Source organism: Pseudoalteromonas sp. CNC9-20 (genome assembly GCF_022347875.1).
GTDB classification, from domain to species: Bacteria; Pseudomonadota; Gammaproteobacteria; order Enterobacterales; family Alteromonadaceae; genus Pseudoalteromonas; species Pseudoalteromonas ruthenica.
Genome location: NZ_JAKRFS010000003.1, coordinates 110784 through 130842 on the forward strand (window position 1 = coordinate 110784; position 20059 = coordinate 130842).

The 20059-nt window shown below is 48.4% G+C and carries 14 protein-coding genes; 12 read left to right on the forward strand and 2 right to left on the reverse strand.

The annotated features are described in order from the left end of the window. Positions 1–3 precede the first annotated feature (3 nt). From murC to lpxC, 6 genes are all read left to right on the forward strand, one after another. On the forward strand, positions 4–1467 hold the full coding sequence (gene murC, locus MHM89_RS07650; protein WP_040643288.1) for a UDP-N-acetylmuramate--L-alanine ligase: 1464 nt from the start codon (positions 4–6) through the stop codon (positions 1465–1467). Next, positions 1464–2375, forward strand: a complete 912-nt coding sequence (locus MHM89_RS07655; protein ID WP_045980420.1) for a D-alanine--D-alanine ligase — start codon at positions 1464–1466, stop codon at positions 2373–2375. Before murC ends, MHM89_RS07655 begins: the two co-directional genes overlap by 4 nt. Beyond that, positions 2376–3155: a cell division protein FtsQ/DivIB gene (locus MHM89_RS07660; protein ID WP_022946068.1), complete on the forward strand. Its 780-nt coding sequence runs from the start codon at positions 2376–2378 to the stop codon at positions 3153–3155. It begins immediately after the preceding gene. Next, positions 3152–4381, forward strand: coding sequence for a cell division protein FtsA (gene ftsA / locus MHM89_RS07665; protein WP_022946067.1), 1230 nt, complete (start codon positions 3152–3154; stop codon positions 4379–4381). The genes MHM89_RS07660 and ftsA overlap by 4 nt, the downstream gene beginning before the upstream one ends. A gap of 21 nt (positions 4382–4402) precedes the next feature. Next, positions 4403–5674 (forward strand): cell division protein FtsZ, encoded by a 1272-nt coding sequence (ftsZ, locus tag MHM89_RS07670; RefSeq protein WP_022946066.1) that lies wholly within the window; start codon positions 4403–4405, stop codon positions 5672–5674. 86 nt (positions 5675–5760) lie between these two features. Beyond that, positions 5761–6672, forward strand: a complete 912-nt coding sequence (gene lpxC, locus MHM89_RS07675) for a UDP-3-O-acyl-N-acetylglucosamine deacetylase (protein ID WP_022946065.1) — start codon at positions 5761–5763, stop codon at positions 6670–6672. A gap of 33 nt (positions 6673–6705) precedes the next feature. Here the strand turns inward: lpxC and MHM89_RS07680 are convergent, their stop codons facing one another. Further along, the gene (locus tag MHM89_RS07680; protein ID WP_343224222.1) at positions 6706–7368 is read right to left on the reverse strand and encodes a DciA family protein; all 663 of its coding nucleotides are present in this window, start codon (positions 7366–7368) and stop codon (positions 6706–6708) included. A 250-nt stretch (positions 7369–7618) separates the two neighbouring features. Between MHM89_RS07680 and secA the strand changes: the two genes are divergently transcribed. From secA to MHM89_RS07710, 6 genes are all read left to right on the forward strand, one after another. Further along, on the forward strand, positions 7619–10324 hold the full coding sequence (gene secA / locus MHM89_RS07685) for a preprotein translocase subunit SecA (protein WP_239408531.1): 2706 nt from the start codon (positions 7619–7621) through the stop codon (positions 10322–10324). Positions 10325–10390: 66 nt separating this feature from the next. Further along, the gene (gene mutT, locus MHM89_RS07690; protein ID WP_130148129.1) at positions 10391–10780 is read left to right on the forward strand and encodes an 8-oxo-dGTP diphosphatase MutT; all 390 of its coding nucleotides are present in this window, start codon (positions 10391–10393) and stop codon (positions 10778–10780) included. Between the two features lie 92 nt (positions 10781–10872). Further along, entirely contained in the window at positions 10873–12963 is a 2091-nt protein-coding gene (locus tag MHM89_RS07695) for a M13 family metallopeptidase (RefSeq protein WP_239408532.1), read from the forward strand. 127 nt (positions 12964–13090) lie between these two features. Next, positions 13091–14797, forward strand: coding sequence for a gamma-glutamyltransferase (ggt, locus tag MHM89_RS07700; protein WP_130148133.1), 1707 nt, complete (start codon positions 13091–13093; stop codon positions 14795–14797). Positions 14798–14969: 172 nt separating this feature from the next. After that, positions 14970–17591 carry a family 20 glycosylhydrolase gene (locus tag MHM89_RS07705; protein ID WP_239408533.1) on the forward strand — a complete coding sequence of 874 codons (2622 nt, stop codon included), beginning with the start codon at positions 14970–14972 and terminating at the stop codon, positions 17589–17591. 407 nt (positions 17592–17998) lie between these two features. Beyond that, a complete protein-coding gene (locus MHM89_RS07710) occupies positions 17999–19306 on the forward strand; it encodes a sugar MFS transporter (protein ID WP_239408534.1) in 1308 nt (435 codons plus the stop codon). Positions 19307–19387: 81 nt separating this feature from the next. On the opposite strand, the gene yjjG is transcribed toward MHM89_RS07710, so the two are convergent. Beyond that, the gene (gene yjjG / locus MHM89_RS07715; protein ID WP_022946056.1) at positions 19388–20059 is read right to left on the reverse strand and encodes a pyrimidine 5'-nucleotidase; all 672 of its coding nucleotides are present in this window, start codon (positions 20057–20059) and stop codon (positions 19388–19390) included.

Here is a 20059-nt window from a genome sequence, read left to right on the forward strand (position 1 = left end):
GCAATGAGCACAGCCCCGAAATTGGGCAAGCAACAAGATAACGGCCAACGACCAGCGATGCGCCGCGTTGAGACAATTCACTTTATTGGCATAGGCGGTGCTGGTATGGGCGGCATCGCCGAAGTGCTGGCTTACGAAGGATATCGTATTACCGGTTCGGATATAGCCCAAAGTGCAATGACTGAGCGGCTGATTAAAGTCGGCGCAGAAGTGTTTATTGGGCACGACCAAAACAATGTTAAAGATGCGTCGGTAGTGGTGGTTTCCAGTGCTATTGATGAGCAAAACCCTGAAATTATCGCTGCTCGAAGTGCCCGTATTCCTATTGTGCGTCGCGCTGAGATGCTCGCTGAGTTGATGCGTTTTCGCCATGGTATTGCCATTGCTGGTACTCATGGCAAAACTACCACGACGAGCTTAGTAGCCAGTATTTTTGCTGAGGCCAAGCTCGATCCCACCTTTATAATCGGCGGATTACTCAATAGTGCCGGCAGTAACGCAAAGGTCGGTGACAGTCGTTATTTAATTGCCGAAGCCGATGAAAGTGACGCTTCATTTTTACACTTGCAGCCGATGGTATCGGTGATCACCAATGTGGAAGAAGATCACATGGATACCTATGATGGCAGCCTCGAAAAAATGAAAGACACCTATGTGGATTTCATACACAACTTGCCATTTTATGGTCTTGCCGTGGTGTGTATTGATTCTGAAGTCGCTAAAGAGCTGATTCCCCGCTTTTCTCGTCAGGTGACAACCTATGGCGAACACTGTGATGCTGACTATCGGCTCACTGACTTTAGCCAAAATGCCAGCACCTGCTCGTTCACGGTACTGTCAAAACAGGGTGAGCGTCTCGACGTGACCTTAAATATGCCCGGCAAACACAATGCCTTAAACGCCACCGCCGCGATTGCTGTAGCAAAGGATGAAGGCATTAGTGATAGCGCTATTCTCAGTGCGCTGCAGAAGTTTGAGGGCATCGGTCGTCGTTTCCAGCATTATGGTGAGTTCACTAACGAGCGTGGCAAAGTCATGCTTATTGACGATTATGGCCATCACCCGAGTGAAGTCGCAGCCACTATTAAAGCGGCGCGTGACGGCTGGTCGCAAAAACGCTTGGTGATGATTTACCAACCACACCGTTATAGCCGTACCCGCGATTTATACGAAGATTTTGTTAAGGTATTGAGTGATGTCGATCAGCTGATTTTGCTCGATGTTTATGCTGCCGGTGAAGAGCCTATTGTGGGTGCTGATTCTAAGAGTTTGTGTCGCAGTTTGCGCCAGCGTGGTAAAGAGCCATTGCATGTGGCTGATCACAACGAGTTGGCCCGTGTTCTGGCGACCACCTTGGCTGATGATGACTTAGTGATCACTCAAGGAGCAGGCAATATTGGTCAGCTAGTGAAGAAGCTGGCGGCCACTGAGCTACAAATAAACCAACTTGAGCAGGTGTCGTCATGAGTCGAGATTTCGGTAAGGTAGCCGTTCTACTTGGGGGCTCGTCGGCTGAGCGCGAAGTATCGCTAAAATCAGGTAATGCAGTACACAACGCGCTTGTCCAAGCGGGTGTTGATGCTCACCAGTTTGACCCCGCACATCAACCTCTACACGAACTCATGCAAGGCCAATTCGCACGGGTTTTTATTGCCCTCCATGGTCGCGGCGGAGAAGATGGCACCTTACAAGGCGCTCTGGAATTTATGGGCTTGCCTTACACCGGGTCGGGAGTATTGGGCTCCGCGTTGGCTATGGATAAAGTGCGCTGCAAACACTTATTCCAGGTAGCGGGACTGCGTACCTCTCCTTATGTTGTGGTCGATAAAAACAGTGCCTACGACAGCCAGGCGATAATGGCACAACTGGGTCACGTGATGGTTAAGCCCTCTCATGAAGGGTCCAGTATTGGTATGGCTGAAGCGCATACCGCACAGCAGCTAAAGCAAGCATTGCAAGACGCTTTTCAGTTTGATGATCAAGTGCTGGTGGAGCAATGGTTAAGTGGCCGCGAATTTACTGTGTCGATTTTGGCTGATAAGGCCTTACCTGTGATTGAAATGCGCACTCCCAGTGGCTTTTACGACTACCAAGCCAAATATCAATCCAGCACCACTGAATACTTTTGCCCTGCTGATATCAGTGCTGAGCAAACAGCACAGTTACAAGAGATGGCGCTTCATGCATTTAATCTTGTTGGTGCCAAAGGATGGGGACGGGTTGATGCAATGCAAGGTGATGACGGCGAGTTTTATTTGCTAGAAGTGAATACCGTGCCAGGGATGACAGAGAAATCCCTAGTACCCATGGCCGCCAAAGCGCAAGGTATTGAATTTTCAGAGTTAGTACAACGCATTTTGGAGCAGACCCTGTAAATGAGTGAATTGAGAGAGAAGCTTACCAACTTAAAAGAGCGTACCAACTGGTCGCTACTCTTTGGTGTGAGTTTCTTTCTGTTGGTGCTATTTGTGGTGATTAAACTGACCTTTAATTTCTCCGATTGGTTGGTCCAAGATAAAGACGCGCGACTTAAGCAACTGCAGGTACTGGGCGAGCCACATTACACCGAAGAGCGAGATATTATTACCGCCATTAAGCAAGCCGATCTGGATAGCTTTTTTGAGCTTGATGTAAAGCATGTTCAGCAATTAGTGACTGAACTGCCTTGGGTAGCCAGCGCCTCGGTGCGCAAGCAATGGCCAGACACTTTGCAGGTGTATGTGGTTGAACATCATCCCGTTGCTTATTGGAACGATGACATGCTGCTCAATACTAAAGGGCAGGTTTTTTCTGCCCCCACCAACAAGGTGAATACCCAACTGCCTAGCCTATTTGGCCCCGAGGGCAGCGAAGGAGAGGCGTGGCAAACGTTTGTGCGCTTTAAAGAGTTGTTTGCTGTTAACGGCCTTAACCTTACGAGCTTGGCGCTTTCGGAGCGCTTTGCCTGGCAATTATGGCTAGATAACGGCATTCGCTTGAACTTAGGGCGTGAAGAGAAAGCTAAGCGGGTGCAGCGATTTATTGATGTCTATCCACACTTGAAAAAACGTCAAGATGTGCGAGTAGATGTTGTCGATTTACGATATGATACCGGCCTTGCGGTGCAGTTTAAGCCGCTGGATGTAACGGAAGAAGAACAAAAGAGTAAGGCATGACCAAGTCAGTAGAACGTAACCTTGTGATCGGTTTAGATGTGGGCACTGCAAAAGTAGTTGCCACCGTCGGTGAGATCACCGATGACAATAAGCTCAGCATAGTCGGCGTCGGCCGCCAGGTTTCGCATGGCATGGATAAAGGGGGGGTGAACGATCTCAACCTTGTTTCCGAGTCTATTCGTCGTGCCATCGATGAAGCTGAGCTCATGGCTGATTGCCGTATCAGCTCAGTGTATTTAGGTATTTCTGGTAAGCATATTCAATGTCAGAATGAAACCGGTGTTGTGGCGATTAATAACACCGAGGTCACCGACGAGGACATCGATAACGTCATTCATATCGCCCGTTCAGTGCCTATTTCTGCTGAGCGCAAAATGTTGCATGCATTGCCGCAGGAATACAGCATTGATATGCAAGAAGGCATTAAAAACCCGTTGGGTATGAGTGGTGTGCGCATGGAAGCTAAGGCGCATATTATTACTTGCTCAAATGACATGGCCAAAAACATTGAGAAATGTGTTGAGCGTTGTGGCTTACAAGTCGATCAGCTTATCTTTAATGCCCTTGCATCATGCTACTCAGTACTCACTGATGATGAGAAAGAACTGGGTGTTGCGGTGTTAGATATCGGTGGTGGCACCATGGATATCACTATCTACATTAATGGCGCGCTACGCCACTCCGCAGTGATCCCAGTCGCTGGAAATCAGGTGACTGGTGATATCGCGAAAATTTTCCGTACGCCAATTTCACATGCGGAAGCGATTAAAGTGCAACACGCCTGCGCGAGCAGCCAAATGGCCAGCAACGAAGAGCAAATCGAGGTACCTAGCGTAGGCGGTCGCCCAGCACGCATTATGTCGCGCCACACCTTATCAGAGGTAGTGGAGCCGCGTTTTAGAGAATTATTTGAACTGGCGCTTGAAGAAATTCGGCGCTCAGGCTTAGAAGATCAAATTGCCGCAGGATTGGTTATTACCGGCGGTAGTTCGAAGATGGCCGGTGCCCTGGAAGTGGCTGAAGACATTTTCCAGATGCCGGTACGTATCGGCAGTCCGATAGGGATAAGCGGATTGACCGACTATGTAAACGATCCCTCATTTGCAACCGCTGTAGGTTTGTTACAATATGGTCGGACCATGCAGTCGATCAACGCAACAAAAGCGAAAGCAGACGAGGGTAACTGGTGGAACCGAATCACGAAGTGGTTCCAAGGCGAGTTTTAGTGCTCAAGTCGGAGAGTTAACATGTTTGATATGATGGAAGAACACAGCGAAGAAGCTGTTATCAAAGTAATAGGTGTCGGTGGCGGCGGTGGTAACGCCGTTGAACACATGGTGCAACAGCACATCGAAGGGGTAAAATTTATTACCGCGAACACCGATGCGCAAGCACTGCGTAAATCATCAGCTGACGTTACGGTTCAGCTAGGTACGCAGATCACCTCAGGTTTAGGTGCTGGTGCCAATCCAGATATTGGTAAGAAAAGCGCCGAAGAAGATGCAGAAACCATTAAAAGCGCACTAGAAGGCGCTGATATGGTATTTATCGCAGCCGGTATGGGCGGCGGTACGGGCACGGGTGCAGCCCCAGTGGTGGCGCGTTTAGCTAAAGAGCTCGGTATTCTAACTGTAGCTGTGGTTACCCGCCCGTTTGATTTTGAAGGCAAGAAGCGTGCAGCAGCAGCGGAACATGGCATCGGTGAATTGGCGGAAATTGTTGATTCATTGATTACTATTCCAAATAACAAATTGCTTAAAGTGCTCGGTAAAGGCACAACCTTATTAGACGCTTTCGCTAAGGCGAATGACGTACTTTATGGTGCGGTACAAGGTATTGCCGAGCTGATCACCCGCGCAGGATTGATCAACGTCGACTTTGCTGACGTACGTACGGTGATGTCAGCCATGGGCACGGCGATGATGGGCTCAGCCTCAGCGTCAGGTCCTGATCGAGCACAAGAAGCTGCCGAAGCGGCGATTTCAAGCCCGCTCCTTGAAGACGTGGATCTAACGGGTGCAAAAGGCATCTTGGTCAATATTACTGCCGGTATGGACTTATCAATCGAAGAATTCGAAATCGTTGGTAATCACGTTAAAGCCTTGGCATCTGAAAATGCCACCGTGGTTGTCGGTACCGCAATTGATATGGAAATGAGCGATGAACTGCGCGTAACCGTTGTTGCAACGGGTCTCGGTGGTGATCGTCGTCCACAGTTCGGTGTTGTCGACAATGGCTTCAAGCGAGCTTCAGGCTCAGATGTAACTTCTAGCACGAGCAACAACCAGAGCACGTCTATGTTTGTGCCAAGTTTTGCTTCGCAGGGAACTCAAAGCGCTAGCGAAGAGTCCAAGCCGGTAGAAGAGCAGCCTAAAGTCGATAATAGCAGTGCTAGCCCGGCGGCAACGCCGAGCCAAGAAAGCCACAAAGGCAGCGGCAATAGCGCTGGCAGCAAGAAACAAGAAGACGGTGGCGATTACTTCGACATCCCAGCGTTCTTGCGTAAGCAGGCTGATTAGTACAGAAAATAAACTGATTTGTTAACAGCAGCGATGTGTGGTAGAATCCGCCGTCTGACTTTAGTTTAAAGAGTGAGCGAAAGCCTATGATTAAACAGCGTACGATTGCAGAAGTAGTCAAAGCCACGGGTGTTGGGCTTCACAAAGGTGAGAAGGTTTCCTTAACTCTCCGACCTGCGAGCGCAAATACTGGGATAGTATTTCGTCGCGTGGACCTTGATCCGGTTGTGGATTTCGAGACAACCCCGGAAGCGGTGGGTGATACGCAATTGTGTACCTGTTTAACAAACAAAGACGGCGTTCGTTTATCGACTACTGAACACCTTATCGCTGCGGTTGCGGCGTTAGGTATCGACAACTTAATAGTTGAGTTAGATAGTGCAGAAGTACCTATTATGGACGGCAGTGCGTTGCCGTTCATCTATCTACTACAAAAAGGTGGTTTAGCCGAGCAAAATGTTGCTAAGCGCTTTATTCGCGTGAAAGAAAAGGTACGCGTTGAAGAGGGCGACAAATGGGCCGAGATTGAGCCTTATGATGGTTTCCATATCGACTTTGAAATTGCTTTCGACCACCCAGCTATCAATGAAAGCCGTCAGCGTATCGGTCTTGATATTACGGCGCAAAACTTCATTGAACAAATCAGCCGCGCGCGTACTTTCGGATTTATGAAAGACATTGAATACATGCATGCCAACAACCTAGCCCTTGGCGGTAGTATGGATAATGCAGTGGTATTGGATGATTTTAAAGTATTGAATCCGAATGGCTTGCGTTATGACGATGAGTTCGTAAAACATAAGATCCTCGATTGTGTGGGTGATATGTTTATGACCGGCCACAACATCCTCGGTAAGCTGACAGCTTATAAATCAGGGCATGACCTGAATAATAAGCTACTGCGTAAGATTATGGCTACCGAGTCAGCGTGGGAATGGGCAACATTCGAAGACACCGTATCGATGCCTGCTCCGGCACTCGAGCTGCAAACAGCTTAAAAAATACTGATAAAAAAATGACGCCGTTGAGCGTCATTTTTTTTGTCTGCCGTGTAGCGCCAAGCGCCGTAATTTCTCCTGTAACGAGGGAGGAGCATTCTCGGCCACATGTTCCAAATACTCAGCGCTTTGCTCGCTCATGGCCCGCTTCTTCGGCGCGGTTGCTTTGTTGCTGCCGGTCTGCGACTGAGGAGTTAAACGTCTCGCGGCATCGGGAGAGGTTTGAATTTTTACTTGGCAAAGTTGCGCTAAGCCTTGTTGGCGAAAGGCGGAAAGGATATCCATCTTTACGTAATTGAGTTTTAACGCAATGGTGGCACTTTGTGCTTCAATGATGAGCGCATCATCACGAATATTAGCAACACGACATTTCTTCGCTAGATTTTCACCGATCACTTCACGCAGCACGGTCTGTTGCTGGCTGAGCTGTTGGCTTTTAGCGCTATAGCCGGCAATACGTGACCCCATACGCGGGCTCAACTGGCCCAAAACTTCGTCAAGTTGTTTGGGTGCATACCTATCTTTCGCCATAAATCTAAGGTGCCTCTTGAATTCGCCTAAATCGTCACCACCTCTAGAGAATGCTTGAGCCCTGAGAATCACTTCTTTATTGCAAGCGGTGGGCAGCCAGTCATTCGGATGATTGCAAAGATCTCTATGAACGCTATGATAGGCCAGCGATAATACCAATGCCATTAATTTCTAATGCTGTAAACTACTGCGGCCAACAGGATAAATGGAATTGGTATTATTAGGTGCTGCAATTCATTGAGTTTGTTATGATGTCGCTCAAAAGTACACCGCTCAAGCAGTCACATTTTAGTTTGTCCACGCCAAGTGCTTCTAATGTCACGCTGGTGCTGTATAAATGGATGATATTAAGTAAGCAAGTGACTCGGGTTTGACCCAGAGCGCTTAATGCAGATGAGAATGTAACGGTTAAATCATGATCACTAAATTATTTACCAAGGTTTTTGGTAGCCGCAATGACCGCACAATAAAAAACCTACGCAAAACGGTCGCTTTAATAAATGCGTTAGAGAGCCAACTAGAGTCGCTCAGTGATGACGAGTTAAAGGCGAAAACCGCCGAGTTTCGCGAACGTTACGATAATGGCACCAGTCTAGATGACCTTCTTCCAGAAGCCTTTGCTGTTGTGCGCGAGGCTTCTAAGCGTGTTTATGGCATGCGCCACTTCGACGTGCAGCTAATTGGCGGCATGGTATTACACCAGGGCCGTATCGCAGAAATGCGTACCGGTGAAGGTAAAACCCTGACGGCAACGTTGCCAGCCTACTTAAATGGCTTGACCGGTAAAGGTGTGCACGTTATTACCGTGAATGATTACCTTGCTAAGCGAGACGCGGAAACCAACCGCCCGCTGTTCGAGTTCTTAGGTTTATCGGTTGGCTGTAACGTGCCTGGCATGATGCCGATGCAGAAAAAAGAAGCCTACAGTGCAGATATTACCTACGGTACTAACAATGAGTTTGGTTTCGACTATTTGCGCGACAACATGGCTTTCAGCATTGATGAGCGTGTGCAACGACCACTCAACTTCGCTGTTGTCGATGAAGTGGATTCAATCCTTATTGACGAAGCGCGTACCCCGCTGATTATTTCTGGCCCGGCAGAGGATAGCTCAGAGCTATATACGCAAATCAATAAGATTGTGCCTGAGCTCGAACTGCAAGAAAAAGAAGACGAAGAGGGTGTTGAAGGCGATGGTGATTTCACTATCGACGAAAAAGGCAAGCAAGTTCACCTGACCGAGCGCGGCCAAGTTAAAGTTGAAGAACTATTGACGCAACGGGGTCTAATCGAAGAAGGTGACTCGTTGTACTCAGCTGGTAGCATCACCCTACTGAGCCATGTTTATGCGGCTCTTAGAGCTCATAAGCTGTATCAGAAAGATGTTGATTACGTGGTCAAAGACAATGAGGTTATTATTGTTGATGAGCACACCGGTCGTACTATGGAAGGGCGTCGCTGGTCTGAGGGCTTACACCAAGCGGTTGAAGCCAAAGAAGGGGTGAAAATCCAAAACGAGAACCAGACGCTGGCATCGATCACCTTCCAGAACTACTTCCGCATTTATGAAACCTTGGCCGGTATGACGGGTACCGCTGATACCGAAGCGTTCGAATTCCAACAAATTTATGGCCTAGATACGGTTGTTATCCCTACCAACAAACCGATGATCCGCGACGATCGTGCTGATTTGGTTTACCTGACTCAAGACGAAAAGTACGAAGCCATCTTAGCAGATATTAAAGACTGCCAAGAGCGTGGCCAACCGGTACTCGTGGGGACAATTTCAATTGAGAGTTCTGAGTATCTGTCGCAATATTTGCGTAAAGAGAAAATTCAGCACAACGTATTGAATGCCAAATTCCACGCTCAAGAAGCCGACATCGTCGCTGATGCAGGTCTGCCTGGCACAGTAACAATTGCGACTAACATGGCCGGTCGTGGTACCGATATCGTGCTCGGTGGTAACTGGCAAAGTGATATCGATAAGCTTGATAACCCAAGTGAAGAGCAAATCGCCGACATCAAGGCTAAGTGGCAAGAGCGCCATGATGCCGTTATCGCTGCCGGTGGCTTGCATATTATTGGTACTGAACGCCATGAGTCTCGCCGTATCGATAACCAGCTACGTGGTCGTTCTGGTCGTCAGGGGGATGCGGGTTCAAGCCGTTTCTACCTATCAATGGAAGATGCACTGATGCGTATCTTTGCCGGCGAACGCATGACTAACATGATGCGCAAGCTGGGTATGCAGCGTGGCGAAGCTATCGAGCATCCATGGGTTAACCGTGCTATTGAAAATGCGCAGCGTAAAGTTGAGGCCCGTAACTTTGATATTCGTAAGCAACTACTTGAGTACGATGATGTGGCTAATGACCAACGTCGCGTCGTTTACGCTCAGCGTAACGAGTTGCTTGAAGAAGGGGATATCTCTGAGACTATTACCGCTATCCGCCATGACGTGGTTAATGGCGTGATTGATCAATACATTCCGCCGCAATCATTGTCAGAAATGTGGGATGTACCCGGTCTGGAAGAGCGTCTAAAAGCTGACTTCCTGCTCGAGTTACCTATTCAGCAGTGGCTGGCCGACGATAACAAGCTGTTTGAAGAAAAACTGCGTGATCGTATTGTTGATGAGGCGGCCAACGCTTATAAAGCGAAAGAAGAAATGGTCGGCGCACAAGTGCTTCGCCAATTTGAAAAAGCGGTCATGCTGCAAAGCCTGGATCAGCACTGGAAAGATCACCTTGCCGCGATGGACCACTTACGCCAAGGCATTCATTTACGTGGCTACGCGCAGAAGAATCCGAAGCAAGAATACAAGCGTGAATCGTTTGAGTTGTTCTCTGCTATGTTAGAGAACCTCAAGATTGACGTAGTTAATATTCTAAGCAAGGTACAAGTGCGTGCCGAAGAAGACGTAGAGAAAGTCGAAGAGCAGCACCGTAAATCGGAAGAAGTTCCTCGTCAGTATCAACATGCTGATGCTGAGCAAGTCGGTGGCGATGCGCCGCAGGCAGCTGTGGCTTCTCGTAGTGAGCCAAAGGTGGGCCGTAACTCTCCCTGTCCTTGTGGTTCAGGTAAAAAGTATAAGCAGTGCTGTGGCAAATTAAGCTAATAGCACAGTTAAAATAATGGTTTTAAAAAGCGGCATATTGCCGCTTTTTGTTTATGGAGTTGTACTATGAAGCAGGTTGACGTTGCCGTAGGTATTATTAAACGCGAATCGCAAACCTATATTTGTAAGCGCCCAGAAGATAAGCACCAGGGCGGGCTGTGGGAATTCCCCGGGGGCAAAATTGAAGCGGGTGAATCAGTTGCCCAAGCACTGAGCCGGGAACTACACGAGGAAGTGGCAATCCGTGTGCACAGCACCGAAGAGTTTATGCGCATCGAGCATGACTACGGCGATAAGCATGTGTGTCTGCATATTCATATCGTCGCCGATTTCAGTGGCGAACCACATGGTGCCGAAGGGCAGCAAGGGGCTTGGGTGGATATCGCAGCCTTAAACGACTACGCCTTTCCTGAGGCGAATGTAGCGATCATCAACAAGCTACTGGAACAGTCATAAATTGTTACAAACTGCGCCTGTGTTTAGCAAATGTTCAGGTTAATATGGCGTAGTCGGAATAATAACTCTATTAATCTAATCGGGACAACAACATGTATAAAGTAACCTTAGTTGCTGCGGCTACGGCCTTAGCATTAGGTTTGACTGGTTGCAGTGAGCAGCCAACACAGTCAAGCAGTAACAATCAACAAGCAGAAACAGTTGCAAAACAAGAAACAAAAAAATCGCAGCAGCTGGGTTCAGGTATTGAGATTGAAAATATCGATAGTAACGTGCGTGCACAAGATGACTTCTACTATCACGTTAACGGCAAGTGGCTTGAGCGCACCGAGATTCCCGGTGATAAATCTAACTACGGCTCATTCACCGCTTTATATGATCAGTCGCAAGCAGCGCTTAAAGAAGTGATTGAAGCAGCAGCTAAAAATAGCGACGCTAAAGCGGGCAGTGATGAGCAAAAGCTAGGCGCATTTTATACCAGCTACATGAATACTGATGCGCTTGAAGAAAAAGGTATTACGCCATTAAAGCCGTACTTAGAGAACATTGCCGCCGTGAGCGATAAGTCAGAGTTAGTATCGCTGATGGCCGACATTCGCATTCAAGGTGGTACCACGCCATTCGCTTGGTATGTTAACAATGATGCCAAGAACTCTAGCCAATATGCGCTTTATGTATCGCAATCAGGCCTAGGTCTACCAGATCGTGATTATTACCTAAAAGATGAAGAAAAGTTCGCCACTATTCGTGATGAATATATTACTTACATCACAGATATGCTGACTAAAGCGGGTGTTGAAGATGCTCAGCAAGCGGCGCAGGACATCGTTGCATTAGAGAGTAAGCTTGCCAAAGCCCAGTGGAGCCGAGTGCAAAGCCGTGATGCGACCAAATCATATAATAAGATGACTGTAGCCGAGGCCAGTGAGTTAACGGGTGAATTCGATTTTGCGCAGTTCTTAGCGCAATCGGACATCGACAGCAAAGAAGTGATCATTCGCCAACCGTCTTACTTTGAGGACTTTGGCAGCATCTTCGCAGAAACTGAGCTGGGTACTTGGCAGGATTACCTGACTTTCCACTTTGTGAGCAACTATGCCGATGAGTTAAGTAAAGACTTTGTCGATCGTAAATTCGCATTCTACAGCACCACATTACGTGGCGTAGAAGAGCAAAAACCGCGCTGGAAAAAGGCGGTGGACTCTGCCAATGCCGTATTAGGCGAAATGCTCGGTAAGGTCTATGTCAAAGACAACTTCCCGCCAGAAGCGAAAGCGCGTATGGAGGAGCTGGTAGAGAACCTGATCAAAGGCTTTGACCAAGCGATTGACGGCTTAGAGTGGATGAGCGCTGAAACCAAAGTGGCCGCCAAAGAAAAACTAAATAAATTCACTCCGAAAATCGGTTACCCAGATAAGTGGAAAGATTACTCGGCACTGGAAATTAAAGCAGATGACCTAGCGGGTAACTTTATTCGCTACAGCGAGTGGGCGTATAACGAAATGCGCGAGAAACTAGGTAAGCCGGTTGATCGTTCTGAGTGGCACATGACGCCACAGACCGTTAATGCCTATTACAACCCGGTGAATAACGAAATTGTCTTCCCAGCAGCTATTTTACAACCGCCATTTTTCAACCTAGAAGCGGATGACGCCGTCAACTACGGTGCGATTGGTGCGGTGATCGGCCACGAACTAGGCCATGGCTTTGATGACCAAGGTGCTAAGTATGATGGTGATGGAAACCTACGTAACTGGTGGAGTGAGCAGGATTTAGCGCAGTTTGAACAGCGCGGTAAGAAATTAGTGGAGCAGTTTAACGGTTTCGCTCCGTTTGAAGATGCCAGCGTCAACGGCGAGCTAACACTGGGCGAAAACATTGGTGACCTAGGCGGCCTAACCGTGGCCTACAAGGCTTATCAGCTGTCATTAAATGGCCAACCAGCGCCAGAGTTGGATGGTTTCACGGGTGAGCAGCGTTTCTTCATGGGCTGGGCACAAATTTGGCGTCGTAAGTATCGTGATGAAGAGCTACGCAACCGTTTGATGACTGACCCTCACGCCCCAAGTCACTACCGTGTGATTGGTGTATTGCCAAACATGCCTGAATTCTACGAGGCCTTTGACGTCAAAGAAGGGGATCAGATGTACATCAAACCCGAAGATCGCGTTAAGATTTGGTAATTTCCATTAATCGCTACAAGGCCCAGCAATTGCTGGGCTTTTTTATGTTGGCGACCGCAAAGACATTGCTTCACTGTCGATTTATCACTAAGTTAATTATGCGACTAAAAAAACAACAGAGTAGAGTATGAAGCGAATAACATTAGGACTATGCGCAGCAGGGATTTCGCTCAGTGTATTATCTGGGGTGGCCCAGGCTTATGATCGTATTACCGGCCATAGCTTTGCCAGCCGTTCGGAAGTGATTGCAACGCAAGGAATGGCAGCAACTTCCCAACCGCTGGCCACACAGGTGGCCTTAGATATTCTCAAACAAGGCGGTAATGCTATTGATGCTGCGATTGCTGCCAATGCCACGCTTGGCCTAGTCGAGCCCACAGGGTGCGGAGTCGGCGGCGACTTATTTGCCATTGTGTATTCAGCTGAGGATGACAAACTTTATGGTTTGAATGCCTCAGGGCGCTCGCCTCAAGGCTTGAGTTTCGAGGAACTAAAGAAACTCACCGCTGAGGAAGGTAAAATCCCCAGCTATGGGCCTTTACCGGTTTCTGTGCCCGGTGCTGTCGATGGCTGGTTTGAGCTACATAAAAAGTTTGGCTCGCTGAGCATGGCAAAAATTCTAAAGCCGAGCATTGAGTATGCAGAAAACGGCTTTCCGGTCAGTGAATTGATTGCCTATTACATGCAGCGCAGTGTGTCAGCGCGGGCTCAATACCCGGGTTTCCAAGAAGTCTTTATGGCTGATGGTGAAATGCCAAAAAAAGGCGAGATATTTAAAAACCCGGCATTGGCTAATACCTATAAACAGCTAGCCATGGGCGGGCGTGATGCGTTTTATAAGGGCAAAATCGCCAAAGAAATAGACCGTTATATGCAAGCCCACGGTGGCTATTTGCGCTATGAAGATTTAGCGAACCATACTAGCGAATGGGTCGAGCCGGTGGCCAGCACCTATCGTGGTCATACGCTATGGGAGTTGCCGCCGAATGGTCAGGGGATCGCGGCACAGCAAATCCTTAATATTCTTGAAGACTATGATATTGCCGCCATGGGCTTTGATAGTGCGCAGTATATTCATACTTTTGTCGAGGCGAAGAAGTTAGCCTTTGCTGATCGCGCTAAATATTATGCTGACCCTGCGTTTAATGACATTCCTGTGCAACGGCTGATCTCTAAAGACTATGCCGACGAGCGACGCAAGTTGATTGACCCCAATAAAGCGGCGAAGCGCGATCAAGCTGGGCCGGTAGAGGGGGATACTATTTACCTCACGACCGCAGACAAAGACGGTAACATGGTGTCGCTCATTCAAAGTAATTATCGCGGTATGGGCTCAGGCATGACCCCCGAAAAGCTGGGTTTTGTACTGCAAAACCGAGGAGAGTTATTCTCGTTGCAGCCCGGGCATTTTAATCAGTACCAACCCGGCAAGCGTCCGTTCCATACCATTATTCCTGCCTTTGTGACCAAAGATGGCGAACCGTACATGAGTTATGGGGTGATGGGAGGGGCAACACAGCCACAAATGCACGCGCAAATCCTCATCAATATGATTGATTTTGGTATGAACTTGCAAGAAGCGGGCGATGCGCCTCGGATCTTACATACGGGCTCCAGCCAGCCCACCGATGAAGTGATGACCGACGGCGGCTATGTATCACTCGAAACTGGCTTTAGTATGGAAACGCAGCGTCAGCTAATGAAAAAAGGTCATACCCTGCAAGGCGCAGTGGGGCCATTCGGAGGCTATCAAGCGATTATGCGTGACCCGGAAAACGGAGTTTATTACGGCGCCTCTGAAACCAGAAAAGACGGTCATGCGGCGGGATATTGATACCCTAGCAGGCAGATTGTATTAATTGATAAAGGCGGCTTCGGCCGCCTTTGTGTTTTATCAGCGGATGTAAATAGTCGATAAATGATAGCGCTGTCATTGTGAATTTTATATGATGGTCGATAATCAGCCAAAAAAACAATAACACCAACAAGGGAAGGAATGAGTCACCATGTTTAGAAAACGCCTTATCGCCGCCTTAATGCTCCCCATTGCGGCTCAGGCTCAGCTGAGCCAAGAGCAAGTTAACCAGTTTGCTGCGAATACCGAGTTTATGTTCGCGGTAGAAGACAACTTCCACAACAAAGACAGCAGCTTTCTTGGCAGCATTACCCTGACTAACCGCTCCGATGTGGCGCTGCCGGCAGGCCAGGGAGATTGGCAAATCTACTTGCATAACGTGCGCAAAATGAAGGAGCAAAGCGTTAAAGGGCTGCGTATTGAGCATGTTAATGGCGACTTACATCGATTAATCCCCACCAGTGACTTTGCCGGTTTAGCCAGTGGTGAAACCCTAGTGATCCCATTTGAAGCCAGTGTATGGATAGTCGCTTACAGTGACTTTATGCCCCGTGCCTTTGTTGTTGCTAAGGATACTAAGCCTGCCATTTTTGCTAATACCGACAGCGAGGACTTTAGTGACTTCGTTACCCCTTTTAGTGAGCCCAAGCAGCTCCGCCGTTACAACAACCCCGAAGATAAAACCATCTTGGTTGATGCAAAGGTGCGTTTTGAGCGTAACCAAGGTTTAACCAAGGTCGATGCTGAACAAGCAGTTAAACGGATTATTCCTAGGCCACAAGAGGTGGATTACCATCGTGGCAGTGCGGTGTTAGACGAGAGCTGGAGTATCAGCTTTGCCGGACAGTTAAGCTCGGAAGTTGCGCTCTTCACTGCGGATCTTAAAGCCAAATATGGCTTGAACCTCAGCGCTCAGGCCGACCACCTTAATGCTGGCGAAGATAAAGTTATTAAGCTCAGCGTGGATGCTCAAGTAGGTGAGCCCGAAGGGTATTACCTGGAAATTGATGACGACATTATCCGCATCGTGGGCCACGATAATGCCGGTGCTTTTTATGGTATGCAGAGTTTGTTGGCGCTGTTACCAGCGACTGGAGAGGCAACATTACCGAACCTTGAAGTGCGCGATAATCCCCGTTATGGCTGGCGTGGCATGCACTACGACAATGGCCGTAATTATCATGGTAAGGCAGCGATGTTCAAGCTCGTAGAGCAAATGGCGCGCTATAAAATGAACCGCTTACATTGGCATTTTTCCGAAGATGAGGGATGGCGCTTAGAAATTCCTGGTTTACCCGAGCTTACTGAAATTGGCGCGTATCGTTGTTTTGACCTACAAGAAAATCGCTGTTTGCTTACGCAGTTGGGCACGGGGCCATTTAAGTCAGGCTCTGGCAATGGCTACTTAAGTCGCGCCGACTTTATCGAGCTATTGCAGTTTGCCAAAGCCCGCCATATTGAGATCATCCCAGAAATTGAGGGGCCCGGCCATGCTCGTGCCTCTATTAAAGCGATGGAAGCGCGTTATCGTCGCCTTAAGCAGCAGGCAGAGCAATACGCTCAAGGCTCTCTAACTAACCCACAACCCGATACTCAAGAATTTAGTCAGGTTGATTTAAGTGCCGCCACCCGCTATCTGCTCAGTGACCCAAAAGACACCTCCAGCTATATCACGGTGCAAAATTACACCGATAACTCAATGAATGTGTGCTTGGACTCAACCTATGCATTTATGGATAAAGTCACTTATGAGTTACAGCAAATGTACCGTGAAGCGGGGACTAAACTTCGCTACTTGCACATCGGCGGTGATGAAGTTGGAGCTGGCTCTTGGATCGGCTCTCCCGCATGCCAAGCGCTATTTGCCGAAGCCAACAATGGGGTGGCCGGAGTGGCTGATTTAAAACCCTACTTTACTCAGCGGGTGGCGCAGTTGCTGCATAAGCGCGGCATTGCCCCTGGGGTGTGGGAAGACGGCATTATGTACGACAAGGTCAACCCGTTTAACCGCGATGAATACCCCAACGAGGTATTCTTTACCAACGCCTGGGACAATATTTGGGAATGGGGCGTCGCCGATCGTGCCTATCGCTTGGCTAACGCCGGTTATCAAGTGATCCTCTCCCATGGCACACACTTATATTTTGACCACCCTTATGAAGCGCACCCACAAGAGCGCGGATATTACTGGGCAACGCGCTACACCGATACCGAGAAAGTGTTTGGTTATATGCCTGACGACCTTTATGCCAATGCTGATTATACCCGCGCCCGCGATAAAATAGATAATCTCGAAGCCTTGGTGGGGCGACCGATGCCAGCCTTGGAAAAGCCTGAAAATGTGTTGGGAATGCAAGGGCAGGTATGGTCTGAAACGATCCGTACCGAAGAACAAGTCTTAGCCATGGTTTTCCCCCGTATGCTTGCGGTCGCTGAACGTGCATGGCACAAAGCGAAGTGGGAAGGAGAGCAACCCGATTCTCGCGCACGCCAGCAGGATTGGCAGCGCTTTGCCAGTGCCTTAGCAATAAAGGAGCTGTACAAGCTCGATCGTGATGGCATTACCTTGCACTTACCGGTGCCTGGCGGTGTGATTGAGCAGGGTAAGTTGGTGGCTAACAGCGCCTACCCTGGGCTAAGCATCGAATACAGCCTAGATAACGGCAGCACTTGGCAGCCTTATAAGCAGTCGGTCACTGTCAGTGCGAACGCTGAGGTGTTACTGCGCTCACGGGTGAATAATCAAATCAGTCGCACCACTAGCGTGCGTTAATCACCGCATACATAAAAAGGCATGGCTGCGAGGCGATGCCTTTTTTGTATCCCTCCACTCATTGCATATAGATAGCGCAAAGCGCCGGTTCATAACCTTTGTAACCCGGCATAATTAAGCCAACTCTTTGTTATATAGCCCTTTATCAGGCTTACAAAATTCTTGCTGGTAAAATAAACGCTTTTGACGTACAGTTTATGGCAGCGCTGTCATTTTTGTGAACTAGGCGTTAGTTTTATCCTAACGTGCTGTGAAAAAAGCGCGGCTATAACAATAATATTTATATTCGGTGAGCTTGTGCGCTTACTTATATGCTGGCTTTGAAGTCAGCTTCCATCGAAACGGTAGAGATAACTATATGATCTGCTTAGTTTTGATGTTATCTATATCGACAACGAGAAGAGTTTATGGAAGCAACAGTGTCAACAACTAAAAAGCAAAGCAACTTTGTGCCTATGGCCATTGTCGCGACCCTGTTTTTTATTCTAGGGTTCGCAACATGGCTCAATGGCTCATTGATGCCTTACCTCCAACAAATTTTGAAGCTGACGCCGTTTCAGGCCTCGCTTATTCTATTTTCTTTCTATATCGCGGTTACTTTTACGGCTGTGCCCTCAGCACTGGTGATCAAGAAAATCGGCTATAAAAATGGCATGGCACTGGGTATGGCAACCATGATGGTCGCGGGGTTCTTATACATTCCGGCCGCCAAAACCCAAGTGTTTGCATTGTTCTTATTTGCCCAATTGGTGATGGGGATAGGGCAAACCTTGCTGCAAACAGCCGTTAACCCTTATGTCGTGCGCATTGGCCCTGAAGAGTCAGCGGCAGCACGTGTAAGTATTATGGGCATTTTAAATAAAGGTGCAGGGGTGTTTGCGCCTATGGTGTTTACCGCACTGATTATTAGCAACTTTACCGGTTTAGTGGGCAAAGAGCTCAGCCAAGATGATATTGATGCCATGGCTAACAGCTTAGTATGGCCTTACGTTGGCATGGCACTGTTTATCGGTGCGTTGGCGTTAGCTGTTAAATATTCTCCGCTGCCTGAGTTGGTCGATGATGAAGAGCAAGCAGGTGGTAAAGGTCAGGTTAAAGCCGCATTAGCGCACCCGAACTTGGCTCTGGGCGTGATGGCCCTGTTCTTGTACGTCGCAGTTGAGGTGATCGCCGGTGATACTATTGGCTCTTATGCACTCGCTCTCGGCGTGGAAAACTACGGGGTGATGACCTCTTACACTATGGTGTGCATGGTGGCGGGTTATATTCTCGGGATTATTCTTATTCCGCGCGTTATTTCCCAGCAAGCCGCACTCAGTGGCTCAGCAATTCTCGGCTTTGCCTTGGTGATTGGTATTACCTCAGTGAGTCGCGACTCTACAGTGTTAGCGCAAGCATTGTTAGTGCCTTTTGGTGGGCCTGCACTACCAGACACGGTACTGATGCTCGCTTTGTGTGGTCTAGCTAATGCTGTGGTATGGCCAGCAATTTGGCCACTGGCATTATCGGGCTTAGGCAAACTGACTAGCGTTGGCTCAGGCCTATTAGTAATGGGGATTGCTGGTGGGGCGTTCGGCCCAGTGTTTTTGAGTTTAGCAACCGGTTCAACAATTTCCGCAGAAGGACAGCAAAATGCGTATTGGGTGATGTTACCTAGCTATGTATTCTTCCTGTTCTATGCCCTCAAAGGTCACAAGATGACCTCTTGGAAGTAACTAATTTCTATTCCATTAGAAATATTCCCGTGTGTGAATGCCAGCCATGTGCTGGCATTTTTTATATTGGTAGGCTCGGCGTTACAGTAGCAACGTTCTTAGCTGGCACAGCGACTTTACTTCATAGGTTGGGGTCATATGCTCAGGAGCCTGTTTCTCATGGCGATTTAGCCAGCAAGTATCGATGCCCGCATTGATGCCGCCAACAATGTCCGATTCCAGCGTATCGCCAACCATCAGTATCTGCTCTTTTGGTGGGTGACCCATTAGCGCGAAGGCATGGTCAAATACCGCCATATGAGGTTTGGCATAGCCGACTTGCTCAGAAATAACCAACCACTCAAAAGCGCCTTTTAAGCCGGTTTTTTCTAATCGGGCGCTTTGTAGTTCAGTAAAACCGTTGGTGATAATGCCCAGCTTCGCTTTACCTTGTAGCGCGTTAAGCAGCTCGATTGCACCGGGCAGGGGTTGGCAAATTTCTGCCATCGCTTCCATAAATCGTAAGTTTAGCTCTCGAGCACTCACGCCTAGGCGCTCTGACCATTGCTCGAAGCGGCGTTCCTGTAACTGCTGCGCAGTGATGGTGTTGTCCTGATATGCCACCCATAATGGCCGATTTACGGCTTCGAAGGTGCGATAATCAGCATCAGCAAAGTCCACTTCATAGCGGGCAAACATGTGTGTTAAGCCCGCTTTAGCATCAAAGTGGAACAGGGTTTCATCGGCATCAAAAAGAATCCAAGGGTAGCGCAT